The 12,319-nt window shown below is 54.2% G+C and carries 13 protein-coding genes and 1 other annotated feature; of the genes, 11 read left to right on the forward strand and 2 right to left on the reverse strand.

The genetic code is table 11. The features are described from left to right. Nucleotides 1–29 precede the first annotated feature (29 nt). Both WN53_RS19885 and WN53_RS19890 read right to left on the reverse strand, forming a co-directional pair. The gene (locus WN53_RS19885; RefSeq protein WP_024485854.1) at nt 30–1,394 is read right to left on the reverse strand and encodes an MATE family efflux transporter; all 1,365 of its coding nucleotides are present in this window, start codon (nt 1,392–1,394) and stop codon (nt 30–32) included. A 77-nt stretch (nt 1,395–1,471) separates the two neighbouring features. After that, nucleotides 1,472–2,050, reverse strand: coding sequence for a DUF2239 family protein (locus WN53_RS19890; protein WP_174469080.1), 579 nt, complete (start codon nt 2,048–2,050; stop codon nt 1,472–1,474). A gap of 304 nt (nt 2,051–2,354) precedes the next feature. Here WN53_RS19890 and thrS point away from each other — a divergent pair, with 304 nt between their 5' ends. From thrS to btuD, 11 genes are all read left to right on the forward strand, one after another. Then, nucleotides 2,355–4,283: a threonine--tRNA ligase gene (gene thrS, locus WN53_RS19895; RefSeq protein ID WP_021178149.1), complete on the forward strand. Its 1,929-nt coding sequence runs from the start codon at nt 2,355–2,357 to the stop codon at nt 4,281–4,283. A gap of 3 nt (nt 4,284–4,286) precedes the next feature. Next, nucleotides 4,287–4,838 (forward strand): translation initiation factor IF-3, encoded by a 552-nt coding sequence (gene infC / locus WN53_RS27650; protein ID WP_071683678.1) that lies wholly within the window; start codon nt 4,287–4,289, stop codon nt 4,836–4,838. Between the two features lie 97 nt (nt 4,839–4,935). Continuing rightward, a complete protein-coding gene (rpmI, locus tag WN53_RS19905) occupies nt 4,936–5,133 on the forward strand; it encodes a 50S ribosomal protein L35 (protein ID WP_024485856.1) in 198 nt (65 codons plus the stop codon). A gap of 43 nt (nt 5,134–5,176) precedes the next feature. Next, nucleotides 5,177–5,533 carry a 50S ribosomal protein L20 gene (gene rplT / locus WN53_RS19910; protein ID WP_004963673.1) on the forward strand — a complete coding sequence of 119 codons (357 nt, stop codon included), beginning with the start codon at nt 5,177–5,179 and terminating at the stop codon, nt 5,531–5,533. A 112-nt stretch (nt 5,534–5,645) separates the two neighbouring features. Then, nucleotides 5,646–5,770, forward strand: a sequence feature (Phe leader region). Next, nucleotides 5,652–5,696 carry a pheST operon leader peptide PheM gene (pheM, locus tag WN53_RS28710; RefSeq protein ID WP_121608962.1) on the forward strand — a complete coding sequence of 15 codons (45 nt, stop codon included), beginning with the start codon at nt 5,652–5,654 and terminating at the stop codon, nt 5,694–5,696. It overlaps the preceding feature by 45 nt. 139 nt (nt 5,771–5,909) lie before the next feature. Then, nucleotides 5,910–6,893 (forward strand): phenylalanine--tRNA ligase subunit alpha, encoded by a 984-nt coding sequence (gene pheS / locus WN53_RS19915; protein WP_021804595.1) that lies wholly within the window; start codon nt 5,910–5,912, stop codon nt 6,891–6,893. 14 nt (nt 6,894–6,907) lie between these two features. Continuing rightward, a complete protein-coding gene (gene pheT, locus WN53_RS19920) occupies nt 6,908–9,295 on the forward strand; it encodes a phenylalanine--tRNA ligase subunit beta (RefSeq protein WP_024485857.1) in 2,388 nt (795 codons plus the stop codon). A 4-nt stretch (nt 9,296–9,299) separates the two neighbouring features. Further along, complete coding sequence (gene ihfA, locus WN53_RS19925) at nt 9,300–9,596, forward strand: integration host factor subunit alpha (protein WP_004943604.1); 297 nt, start codon at nt 9,300–9,302, stop codon at nt 9,594–9,596. A 246-nt stretch (nt 9,597–9,842) separates the two neighbouring features. Continuing rightward, complete coding sequence (btuC, locus tag WN53_RS19930) at nt 9,843–10,850, forward strand: vitamin B12 ABC transporter permease BtuC (protein ID WP_024485858.1); 1,008 nt, start codon at nt 9,843–9,845, stop codon at nt 10,848–10,850. A gap of 70 nt (nt 10,851–10,920) precedes the next feature. After that, on the forward strand, nt 10,921–11,472 hold the full coding sequence (locus WN53_RS19935; protein WP_024485859.1) for a glutathione peroxidase: 552 nt from the start codon (nt 10,921–10,923) through the stop codon (nt 11,470–11,472). Nucleotides 11,473–11,488: 16 nt separating this feature from the next. Continuing rightward, complete coding sequence (btuD, locus tag WN53_RS19940) at nt 11,489–12,244, forward strand: vitamin B12 ABC transporter ATP-binding protein BtuD (RefSeq protein WP_024485860.1); 756 nt, start codon at nt 11,489–11,491, stop codon at nt 12,242–12,244. The last annotated feature ends 75 nt before the right edge of the window (nt 12,245–12,319 follow it).

Consider the following 12,319-nt stretch of genomic DNA (forward strand, 5'->3'; position numbering starts at 1 on the left):
ACGCCCAAAAAGTATTGTGACTATCAGCGTCAGACCAGACGCTCAATTTTTCTGTGTCGCCATACCAACCTATAAAACGTTGTCTGCAATGCCAGCATTGTTAAATAGGCGATAGGGAACGCCATCCACACCCCCTCTAATCCGAAGTGATTGCTGAGCAGATAGGCCGCTGGCAACTGTACGGCCACGATGCAGAGAATGGAGATTGTCACCGGTACCAACACCACGCCGCTGGCGCGCATGATGCCGCCAACAATCGCCTGGAAACCAAATACCAGCATGCTCCAAAGCATGATATGCAATAAATGCTCCGCTTCTGCCAATACTACCGGGCTGGTCAGGAACAAGCCCAGCAGCCAATGTGACAACAGATAGACCAGAATAATCAACGAACCGGTCAGCCAGAGGTTGATATACAACCCGGTACGCAGGATGGGGGCAATGCGTTCGGTTTTGCCAGCGCCGATAGCCTGAGCACCCAAAATAGAGGCGGTGATGGCAATCGACAGGGCAGGGAATTGTACATAGTTAACGATCTGTGTCACTGCGCCGTAGGCTGCCGTAGCATCCGAACCGTGGCGGTTGACCAACGTCAGGATGATCAGTTCAGAGATAGAAATTACCACCATTTGTAAACCGGTGGGCAAGCCAATACGTAACACTTTGCGCAGCACCACCGTATCCAGCTTGAGCGCGGCCAGCATGGCTCGGTCAGGGGCTAGCACATGTTTTTTGCGGCGCAGGCGCAATGTCAGATACACCATCGCCAGTGCGTTACCGACCATACCCGCCAGAGCCGCGCTCTGTATGCCCATGGGGGCAAAGCCCAGCCAGCCACGGATCAGGGCCGGGGTGAGCAGCAAGCCGACGATGGTAGACAGCAGCAGGGCCAAGAGTGGCGAGACCGTGTCGCTGACGCCGCGCAGCAACTGGGTGAACAACACAAATACCAGCAGTAACGGCATAATCAGCATCATGATACGGGCGTAAGAGACCGCCTCTTCCAGCACGTCAGCTGGTGTGCCTAGCGCTTGTAGCGCCTGGCGGGCAAACAGGCTGCCAAATACCGCCGCCAGTAAGCCAAGCGTCACGCCCAGCATCAAGGCCGTACCGGCAATGGTTTTGACTTTTTCTGGTTCATTCGCGCCCCATGCCTGCCCAATCAGCACCGAGGCACCGGCACCAACGCCAATCACCAGTGAGATAAAGAAGAACACTACAGGGAACATACCGGAGATGGCGGCCAGCGCATGGGTGCCGAGCATCTGGCCGATATAGATGCCGTTCAGCGTGCCTGAAAATCCTTGCAGGAAGTTGGACAGCACCATGGGCACTAAAAAGATCAGATAGATGCGCCAAAGCGGTGGCTGCTTGTGCTGCGGACGGGTTTGCATTTAATCGTTTTTCCTGCGCTTTAAAGGCGTGTAAAGAGCTCCAGTGATACTGAGACTCATAGGTAGGGGCACCGCAATCACTGGGGGAATGCATCCCGAGTCATCCAGGCCAGATGCACCTGAATATCGGCAGGCCAGTGCGCAATTCGCTCGGCAAACAGTTTACCATCGTGGCCAAACAGCGCGCGTGTGGCCTCTTCATAGCCTGGCAAAGCACCGGCGATGGCGCTCATAAAGCGGTAGCTGTTCTCTTTGATACGGCGCTCATTGTCTTGCTCGATCGTAGTACGCCGGGCTTCATCAACCAGGCGACGTAGTGCCGCAGAGGCTCCACCACGCTGTTGTGCCAGCCATTCCCAATGACGGGGCAGGAGGGTCACTTCGCGGGCTACTACGCCGAGCTTGGGCCGACCAACCGAGGGCTGAGCTGCCGGTTCGCTGTCAAGCTCAGCGACATCGCCACCAGGCTGAGGGCAAACGTATCCTGCTGGCCAAGGGTAATCCACCTGGGAACCGGTGGCATCATCAAACACTAACAACCCACCGGCAGTAAGATCCATCGCAGCAAGCGCCTGAGCGACATCGGCATAAGACCCGGCAGCCACTCGTTGATGCTGCAAGAAGGCGGTGCAGCTTGGCGTACTGATAGTTTTCATGTGTTTTATACCCGGGTTAAATTGTTTTACCCGGGTAATTTGGCTGAGTTATCGTGGTAAGTCAAGTGCGATCAATTATGCAGCAGGGTAAACTGCGCTTTATTTATCCTCCACAGTTTTAATGTTACTATTCGCAAGGCTGTGAACAGCCACTGGAGGTTCGCGTGTTACTAACGGACCAAGTTGTGCGTCAATCTGGCAATTGTGGGCGAGATATGACGCATAACTGACTCAACACTAACCAAAATATCTGTACTGCATGTGATCTGTCGTGTGGGTCACCACTGTAGATAAGGAATTATGAATGCCTGTTATTACTCTTCCTGACGGAAGTCAGCGTCAATACGACCATGCCGTTTCCCCGATGGATGTTGCCCGTGATATTGGCCCTGGCCTTGCCAAAGCCTGTATCGCCGGCCGCGTTAACGGTGAACTGGTCGATGCCAACGATGCCATCGAAGCCGATGCACAGCTGGCCATCATTACCATCAAAGATGCCGAAGGCCTGGAAATCATGCGCCACTCCTGTGCGCACCTGCTGGGTCATGCGATCAAACAGCTGTGGCCAGACACCAAAATGGCCATTGGTCCGGTGATCGACAACGGTTTTTACTATGATGTTGACCTCGACCATACCCTAACGCAGGAAGATCTGGATCTGCTGGAGAAGCGGATGCATGAATTGGCCGACAAAGATTATGACGTCATCAAGAAAACAGTGAGCTGGCAGGAAGCCCGCGACACCTTCGCAGCCCGTGGCGAAAGCTACAAGGTGGCGATTCTGGATGAAAATATCAGCCATGACGATCGCCCAGGCCTGTATCATCACGAAGAATACGTGGATATGTGCCGTGGCCCGCATGTGCCGAATATGCGTTTCTGCCACCATTTCAAACTGCAGAAAACCTCCGGTGCCTACTGGCGTGGCGACAGCAAAAACAAAATGCTGCAACGTATCTACGGCACTGCCTGGGCAGACAAGAAGCAGCTGAACGCCTACCTGCAACGCCTGGAAGAAGCGGCCAAGCGTGACCATCGCAAGATCGGCAAGCAGCTCGACCTGTATCATATGCAGGAAGAAGCCCCTGGCATGGTGTTCTGGCATAACGACGGCTGGACCATCTTCCGCGAACTGGAAGCCTTTGTGCGCATGAAGCTCAAAGAGCACCAGTATCAGGAAGTGAAAGGGCCGTTCATGATGGACCGTGTGCTGTGGGAAAAAACCGGCCACTGGGAAAACTACAAAGACGCCATGTTCACCACTTCTTCAGAGAACCGTGAATATTGCATCAAGCCGATGAACTGCCCGGGCCACGTGCAGATCTTCAACCAGGGCCTGAAGTCTTACCGTGATCTGCCGCTGCGTATGGGCGAGTTCGGTAGCTGCCACCGTAACGAGCCATCAGGTTCGCTGCATGGCCTGATGCGTGTGCGTGGCTTCACCCAGGACGATGCCCATATCTTCTGTACCGAAGATCAGGTGCGTTCCGAAGTGAACGACTGCATCAAAATGGTCTACGATATGTACGGTGTCTTTGGCTTCGAAAAGATCGTGGTGAAACTGTCCACCCGTCCAGAGAAGCGCATTGGGACTGACGAAATGTGGACTCGAGCCGAAAACGATCTGGCCGCTGCGCTGACTGAAAACGGGATTCCGTTTGAATATCAGCCGGGTGAGGGCGCTTTCTACGGACCAAAAATTGAATTTACCTTGCATGATTGTTTGGATCGCGCATGGCAATGTGGTACCGTGCAACTCGATTTCTTCTTACCGGGCCGTTTAGGCGCGTCGTATGTTGGCGAAAACAACGAACGCGTGGTCCCGGTAATGATACACCGTGCTATTCTTGGCTCCATGGAGCGCTTCATCGGTATCCTTACCGAAGAATATGCCGGTTTCTACCCAACCTGGATTGCTCCAGTGCAGGTAGTGGTGATGAATATCACCGACAGCCAGTCTGATTACGTCCAGCAATTGACCAAAAAACTGCAAGATGCAGGCATTCGGGCAAAAGCGGACTTGAGAAACGAGAAGATTGGCTTTAAAATTCGCGAACATACTTTACGACGGGTTCCATACATGTTGGTGTGCGGTGATAAAGAGGTCGAATCAGGCAAAGTTGCCGTTCGTACCCGCCGTGGCAAAGACCTGGGGAGCCTGGACGTACAAGAAGTCGTAGACAAGCTGCTACATGAGATACGCAGCCGAAGTCTTCATCAACTGGAGGAATAAAGTATTAAAGGCGGAAAACGAGTTCAACCGGCGCGTCCAAATCGCATTAACAAAGAAATTCGCGCGCAAGAAGTTCGCCTAACCGGCGTCGATGGCGAGCAGATTGGTATTGTCAGTCTGAATGAAGCTCTTGAAAAAGCTGAGGAAGCGGGTGTTGATTTAGTAGAGATCAGCCCAAATGCCGAACCGCCAGTTTGCCGGATCATGGATTACGGCAAATTCCTCTACGAGAAGAGCAAGTCGACAAAAGAACAGAAGAAGAAGCAAAAAGTTATCCAGGTTAAGGAAATCAAATTCCGTCCTGGCACCGATGATGGCGACTATCAGGTCAAACTACGCAACCTGATTCGCTTTCTGGAAGACGGCGATAAAGCCAAGATCACCCTGCGTTTCCGTGGGCGTGAAATGGCGCACCAGCAGATCGGTATGGAAGTGCTTAACCGCGTCCGTAAAGACCTGTGTGAAGATATTGATCTGGCAGTGGTCGAATCCTTCCCAACAAGGATCGAAGGCCGTCAGATGATTATGGTGCTCGCACCCAAGAAGAAACAGTAAGGCTTCCAAGTAATCGAACCCACGCCGTGCAAGCGTGCGTGGGTTTTATTCGCCTCACTGATTCGTTGTTTAACAATGCGAAGTGGATTTAATTAACATGCCAAAGATTAAAACTGTACGTGGTGCAGCCAAGCGCTTCAAAAAGACCGGCAGCGGTGGTTTTAAGCGCAAACATGCTAACCTGCGTCATATTCTGACCAAAAAAGCAACCAAGCGTAAACGTCATCTGCGTCCGAAAGGCATGGTGTCTAAAAACGATCTGGTCCTGGTTATCGCGTGCCTGCCGTACGCATAAGCCACATTTTTTGAATCTAGAATAAGACTTTAGGAGAGAGCATATGGCTCGCGTAAAACGTGGTGTAATTGCACGCGCACGTCACAAGAAAATACTGAAACAAGCGAAAGGTTACTACGGTGCCCGTTCGCGCGTTTATCGTGTTGCCTTCCAGGCAGTAATCAAAGCAGGTCAGTATGCTTACCGTGACCGTCGTCAACGTAAGCGTCAGTTCCGTCAGCTGTGGATTGCACGTATCAACGCAGCTGCTCGTCAGAACGGCTTGTCTTACAGCAAATTCATTAACGGCTTGAAAAAAGCTTCTATTGAAATTGACCGTAAGATCCTGGCTGACATCGCAGTATTCGACAAAGTGGCCTTTGGCGCACTGGTTGAAAAAGCGAAAGCAGCACTGGCGTAAGCTAGTTGAAAAGAGGGAGCTTGCTCCCTCTTTTACTGTTTGTTCCCAATACAGATATTGACTTTTTTGGCTGGCGCTTTAACACTGGTTGCCACTCTATCGACAAGGTATCACCAACATGCACGCTGTTATTTTCCGCTTCTTTTTTTACTTTAGCGCCTGACTTCAGGAGGCTTTGCGCGTAAGAAAAGAAACGGAAAGTAGCGCCCAAGCCTCCCAAGTGGAGGCTTTTTTGTTTTTGGCCACCTTCTGCGCCTTTCGGGCCCGCGGCACTTGCTTGGCTACGGCTTGAAATTCTTTGAAGATCAACCAAAGGCGTGTTGGAATAATAGATAACAATTACTTAGGGCCACAAGGCCAGAGGAAGAGGAAAGCAATGTCACATCTCGCAGAGCTGGTTGCCAACGCCAAGGCAGCCGTAGAAGATGCCCAAGATGTTGCCGCGTTGGATTTGGTACGCGTCGAATATTTTGGCAAGAAAGGTCATTTTACCTTACAGATGCAGTCCCTGCGTGAAGTGCCAGCGGAAGATCGCCCGGCAGCCGGGGCGGTGATCAACCAGGCAAAACAGGAAGTTCAGGATGCGCTGAACGCGCGTAAGAACGCGTTGGAGTCTGCGGTGCTGAACGCCCGCCTGGCGGCGGAGACCATCGACGTCTCGCTGCCGGGGCGTCGCCTGGAGAACGGTGGCCTGCACCCGGTCACTCGCACCATCGATCGTATCGAAACCTTCTTTGGCGAACTGGGCTTCTCGGTTGAGACCGGCCCGGAAATCGAAGACGATTACCATAACTTCGACGCGCTGAATATCCCTGGGCATCACCCGGCGCGCGCCGACCACGATACCTTCTGGTTTGACGCGACGCGCCTGCTGCGTACCCAAACTTCTGGCGTGCAGATCCGCACCATGAAGAACCAGCAGCCACCGATCCGCATCATCGCACCGGGCCGCGTGTATCGTAACGACTACGATCAGACGCATACCCCGATGTTCCACCAGATGGAAGGGCTGATCGTCGACAAGGATATCAGCTTCACCAACCTGAAAGGGACGCTGCACGATTTCCTGAACAACTTCTTTGAAGAAGACCTGCAGGTTCGTTTCCGTCCTTCCTATTTCCCGTTCACCGAACCTTCTGCCGAAGTGGATGTAATGGGCAAAAACGGCAAGTGGCTGGAAGTCTTGGGTTGCGGCATGGTGCACCCGAACGTACTGCGCAACGTGGGCATTGATCCTGAAATCTATTCTGGCTTTGCCTTCGGTATGGGTATGGAGCGCCTGACGATGCTGCGTTACGGCGTCACCGACCTGCGTGCGTTCTTCGAAAACGATCTGCGTTTCCTCAAACAGTTTAAGTAAGGCGGGAATATCACATGAAATTCAGTGAACTCTGGTTGCGCGAGTGGGTAAACCCGGCCATCAGCAGCGAAGCATTATCCGATCAAATCACCATGGCTGGCCTGGAAGTAGACGGCGTTGAGCCGGTGGCTGGCGTGTTCAACGGAGTAGTCGTGGGCCACGTGGTGGAGTGCGGTCAGCACCCGAACGCCGACAAACTGCGTGTAACCAAAGTCGACGTGGGCGGTGAACGCCTGTTAGACATCGTTTGTGGCGCGCCAAACTGCCGTGCTGGCCTGAAAGTAGCCGTTGCTACCGTCGGTGCCGTGCTGCCGGGCGACTTCAAAATCAAAGCCGCCAAGCTGCGTGGCGAGCCTTCTGAAGGCATGCTGTGTTCGTTCTCAGAGCTGGCGATTTCAGACGATCATGACGGCATCATTGAGTTGCCGCAAGATGCACCGATCGGCACCGATATCCGTGACTATCTGCAATTGAACGATAGCGCGATCGAAATCAGCGTCACGCCGAACCGTGCCGATTGCCTGGGCATCATTGGCGTCGCGCGCGACGTTGCCGTGCTGAACCAACTGCCGCTGACCGAGCCGGATATGAGCCCGGTTGCTGCCACTATCTCCGACACCCTGCCAATCCGTGTAGAAGCCCCTCAGGCCTGCCCACGTTACCTTGGCCGCGTAGTGAAAGGCATCAACGTGAAGGCACCTTCACCGTTGTGGATGCGTGAGAAGCTGCGCCGCGCAGGTATTCGCTCGATTGATGCCGTGGTTGATGTGACTAACTACGTGCTGATGGAACTGGGTCAGCCAATGCATGCCTTCGACCTCAATCGTATTGAGGGCGGTATCGTGGTGCGTATGGCCCGCGAAGGTGAAACCCTGCGCCTGCTGGATGGTAACGAAGCTAAACTCAAGGCAGACACCCTGGTGATTGCCGATCAGCAAAAAGCGCTGGCCATGGGCGGCATTTTTGGCGGTGAACACTCTGGCGTGAATGACGAAACCCAGGATGTGCTGCTGGAGTGCGCTTTCTTCAGCCCGCTGTCGATTACTGGCCGTGCTCGCCGTCATGGCCTGCATACCGATGCTTCACATCGTTACGAGCGTGGCGTAGACCCGGCACTGCAACATAAAGCGATGGAACGTGCTACACGCTTGCTCATCGACATCTGCGGTGGTCAGGCTGGCCCAATCATTGACGTTAGCGATGAGAGCACCTTACCGAAGCGTGCCACCATTGCACTGCGTCGTGAAAAGCTGGACCGTCTGATTGGCCACGTAGTGCCAAGCGAGCAGGTGAGCGATATTCTGCGTCGCCTGGGTTGCCAGGTTACCGAACAGGGCGACAACTGGCTGGCGGTGGCGCCAAGCTGGCGTTTCGATATGGAAATCGAAGAGGATTTGGTAGAAGAAGTGGCCCGTGTCTATGGCTACAACAACATCCCGGATGTGCCAGTGCGCGCCGATCTGGTGATGACAAAACACCGTGAGTCCGATCTGACCCTGAAGCGCGTGAAGACCATGTTGGTCGATCATGGCTATCAGGAAGCAATTACTTACAGTTTTGTTGACCCGAAAGTGCAGGCGTTGCTGCACCCAGGTGAAGAGGCCCTGATCCTGCCAAGCCCTATCTCGGTAGAGATGTCCGCCATGCGTCTGTCCCTGTGGACCGGCCTGCTCTCGGCGGTGGTATACAACCAGAATCGCCAGCAAACTCGGGTGCGCCTGTTTGAGAGTGGGCTGCGCTTTGTCCCTGATACTGCGGCAAATCTGGGTATCCGCCAGGATGTCATGCTGGCTGGCGTGATTGCCGGGCATACCCATGATGAGCATTGGGATCTGGCAAGAAAGCCGGTGGACTTCTATGATTTGAAAGGGGATCTGGAATCGGTATTGGAGCTGACCGGTAAATTATCCGAAATTCAGTTCAAGGCAGAGTCCAATCCCGCCCTGCATCCTGGGCAAAGTGCGGCCATTTATTTACACGGCGAGCGTGTCGGTTTCATCGGTGTGGTTCACCCAGAACTTGAACGTAAACTGGATCTTAACGGCCGTACTGTGGTATTTGAATTGGAGTGGAACAAGCTCGCAAGCCGCGCCGTGCCTCAGGCCCGTGAGGTTTCTCGCTTCCCTGCAAACCGTCGCGATATCGCCGTTGTAGTGGCTGAAAACGTCGCCGCAGAAGATATTTTGGCAGAGTGTAAGAAAGTTGGCGCAAATCAGGTAGTTGGCGTAAACTTGTTTGATGTGTACCGTGGCAAGGGCGTAGCTGAGGGTTATAAGAGCCTGGCTATCAGTCTGGTGTTGCAGGATACCGCCCGTACACTGGAAGAAGAGGAGATTGCCGCTACCGTTGCAAAATGTGTAGAGGCTCTAAAACAGCGATTCCAAGCATCCTTGAGGGATTGAACCTATGGCGCTTACTAAAGCTGAAATGTCAGAACACCTGTTTGAGAAGCTAGGGCTTAGCAAACGGGATGCCAAAGACCTGGTAGAACTGTTCTTTGAAGAGGTCCGTCGAGCTCTGGAGAATGGAGAACAGGTCAAGCTGTCTGGTTTTGGCAATTTTGATTTGCGAGACAAGAACCAACGTCCGGGACGCAACCCGAAAACCGGTGAGGACATTCCGATTACGGCGCGCCGCGTGGTCACTTTCCGTCCGGGACAGAAACTGAAAAGCCGGGTGGAGAACGCCAGCCCGAAAGAGTAGGTTACACAACGCCAAAAAGGCCGCGCAAGCGGCCTTTTTCTTTTGGGCGCGCACCAACCTCACTGGGCCAGCGCTGTATGCTGTTCCCGTCTATTACCATCATCGCACCGATGACCGGCAGTGCCAGCCGCTGTTTTCCCAACCATTCGATGACTCAGTCCTTCCCCTAAGCGCCCGAACCTCCTACTATTTGCTGCAAGACGTTATTTTCAGGCCGCTATCGGCCAGTAGGGAAGTTGTGTAGTTATGCCGAGCAGTCAGACCTTCACTTTGTTACAACAGCATCAACACCGCCGCGATAAACGCTATTTGACCTGGCTGACGCTGGGCGTCGTGCTGGCATTTGCCTTCAGTCTGAGCGCCGGGGATCTGTGGATCTGGCCTGCGCAGTGGTTGAGTGAGCCTGCACAGCTGTTTGTCTGGCAATTGCGCCTGCCACGAGCGCTGGCGGTGATGCTGGTGGGGGCAAGCCTGGCGGTGGCCGGTGCGGCGATGCAGGCTCTGTTTGAGAACCCGCTGGCGGAGCCTGGACTGCTTGGCGTATCCAACGGTGCCGGAGTGGCGCTGGTGCTGACGGTGCTGTTCGGTAACGGCCTGCTGCCGGTGGCGCTGATGAGCATGAACGCCATCGCAGGCGCCCTGGTGATGACCTTCCTGTTGCTGATTTTTGCCCGCCGTCGCCGGTTGAGCAACGCACGCTTGCTGCTGGTGGGGGTAGCGCTGGGGATTGTGTGCAGCGCGATTATGACTTGGGCCGTCTATTTCAGTTCGAGCCTCGACCTGCGGCAGCTAATGTACTGGATGATGGGCGGTTTCGGCGGGGTGGATTGGCGGCAGAAATGGCTGTTGTTAGCCCTGTTGCCGGCGCTGCTGTGGTTATGCGCGCAAGGCAAGGTGCTGAACTTGATGGCGCTTGGCGAAATGCAGGCCCGGCAGTTGGGCCTTTCCCTGCACGTATGGCGTAATCTGCTGGTGCTGGCCATCGGCTGGCTGGTGGGCACCAGCGTGGCCTTGGCGGGCGTGATTGGTTTTATCGGCCTGGTGATCCCGCATATTTTGCGCCTCAGTGGTTTGACCAACCAACGTTACCTGCTGCCTGGCTGCGCCTTGGCAGGCGCGGGCGTATTGTTAGTGGCGGACGTGGTGGCGCGAATTGCGCTGTTTTCGGCGGAATTACCCATCGGCGTGGTCACTGCAACGCTGGGAGCGCCTCTTTTTATCTGGTTACTGGCGCGGACAAAAAGCGTAAGGTAAACCGGCTGCCGGTAATGTCCGGCGGCGTTTTTCTGTCTCACCTGCAAATAAAACCAAAGGAAAACATCTGATGAGCAACCCCATTTATGCCATTCCCCTGCAAACCATTGAGAACCAATCTACCACGCTGAACGCCTATGCTGGCAAGGTGCTGCTGGTGGTCAACGTAGCGTCGGAATGCGGCCTGACCAAGCAATACGAAGGTCTGGAAAAGCTTTATGAAACCTGGCGTGAGCAGGGTTTTGCGGTATTGGGTTTCCCCTCCAATGAGTTTCTTGGCCAGGAGCCGGGCAGCAATGAAGAGATCCTGGCGTTTTGCCGTGGCACCTTTGGCGTCCAGTTCCCGATGTTTGCCAAAATTGAAGTCAATGGTGAGGGCCGTCATCCGCTGTATCGGGAACTGATTGCCGCACAGCCACAGGCCGTCGCACCAGAAGGCAGTGGTTTCCTGGAGCGGATGAGCAGCAAAGGCCGTGCGCCGAAGCACACCGGTGATATCCTGTGGAACTTTGAGAAATTCTTGATTGGCCGTGATGGTCAGGTGATCCAACGCTTCTCGCCTGATATGACGCCAGAAGATCCACAGGTGTCCGAGGCCATCAAACAGGCTTTGGCCAAGTAAAGGAGCGAACAGAACCATGCTGCAACTCAGTGAGGTAGGGGTAGAAGGGCGATTGGTGCCGTTTTCTGGGCAGATCGCCGCTGGGTTGCAGGTGCACCTGATCGGCCCTAACGGCGCAGGTAAGAGCACGTTGTTGGCCAGATTGGCGGGAATGTTGCCAGGGCTTGGCGAAGTTCGTCTGTCTGGGCGTTTGCTGGAAGCGTATACGGGGAACGAACTGGCAAGGCACCGGGCTTATCTGTGTCAGCAGCAGCCTCCGGTTGCGCTAATGCCGGTATTTCAATATCTCGCCTTACATCAGCCCGCCGGGGCGGAAGAAAGCGAGCTGGAAAAAGCCATCCTGTATTTGGCACGTAGCCTAAAGCTGGCGGATAAATTATCCCGCATGTTGACTCAACTCTCCGGGGGGGAATGGCAACGGGTGCGGCTGGCCGCTGTGTTGTTACAAGTTTGGCCAACGGTTAACCCGCTAAGCCAATTACTGCTGCTCGATGAACCGACCAACAGCCTGGATGTGGCGCAAAAGGTGGCGCTCGATCGCCTGCTGCGCGAATTTTGCCAAAGTGGCCGCAGCGCTCTGGTCTGTGCTCACGATCTCAATCATACCTTGCAACAGGCCGATCGGGTCTGGTTGCTGCAAGCCGGGCGGTTGGTCGCCGAGGGGGATACCCACGAGGTAATGGAGCCGGGGTTATTATCCAAGGTTTATGACGTGGATTTTCATTTGCAGGCGGTGGGAGAACAGCGCTGGATTATGACCAAAACGGCCTAGCGGTGTTTACACGTTATTTAACCGATAAAATGTAGCTAAACGAAAAGTAAACGTTCTCGAGATAATTATCCAATA

Source organism: Serratia fonticola (assembly GCF_001006005.1).
GTDB lineage: Bacteria > Pseudomonadota > Gammaproteobacteria > Enterobacterales > Enterobacteriaceae > Chania > Chania fonticola.

What these genes read in the sequence shown, in the direction of transcription:
- pheT (WP_024485857.1), top strand. Translation starts at nt 6,908, where the DNA reads ATGAAATTCAGTGAACTCTGGTTGCGCGAGTGGGTAAACCCGGCCATC.
- WN53_RS19935 (WP_024485859.1), top strand. Translation starts at nt 10,921, where the DNA reads ATGAGCAACCCCATTTATGCCATTCCCCTGCAAACCATTGAGAACCAA.
- WN53_RS19890 (WP_174469080.1), bottom strand. Translation starts at nt 2,050, where the DNA reads ATGAAAACTATCAGTACGCCAAGCTGCACCGCCTTCTTGCAGCATCAA.
- btuC (WP_024485858.1), top strand. Translation starts at nt 9,843, where the DNA reads ATGCCGAGCAGTCAGACCTTCACTTTGTTACAACAGCATCAACACCGC.
- btuD (WP_024485860.1), top strand. Translation starts at nt 11,489, where the DNA reads ATGCTGCAACTCAGTGAGGTAGGGGTAGAAGGGCGATTGGTGCCGTTT.
- thrS (WP_021178149.1), top strand. Translation starts at nt 2,355, where the DNA reads ATGCCTGTTATTACTCTTCCTGACGGAAGTCAGCGTCAATACGACCAT.
- WN53_RS19885 (WP_024485854.1), bottom strand. Translation starts at nt 1,394, where the DNA reads ATGCAAACCCGTCCGCAGCACAAGCAGCCACCGCTTTGGCGCATCTAT.
- rplT (WP_004963673.1), top strand. Translation starts at nt 5,177, where the DNA reads ATGGCTCGCGTAAAACGTGGTGTAATTGCACGCGCACGTCACAAGAAA.
- ihfA (WP_004943604.1), top strand. Translation starts at nt 9,300, where the DNA reads ATGGCGCTTACTAAAGCTGAAATGTCAGAACACCTGTTTGAGAAGCTA.
- rpmI (WP_024485856.1), top strand. Translation starts at nt 4,936, where the DNA reads ATGCCAAAGATTAAAACTGTACGTGGTGCAGCCAAGCGCTTCAAAAAG.
- pheS (WP_021804595.1), top strand. Translation starts at nt 5,910, where the DNA reads ATGTCACATCTCGCAGAGCTGGTTGCCAACGCCAAGGCAGCCGTAGAA.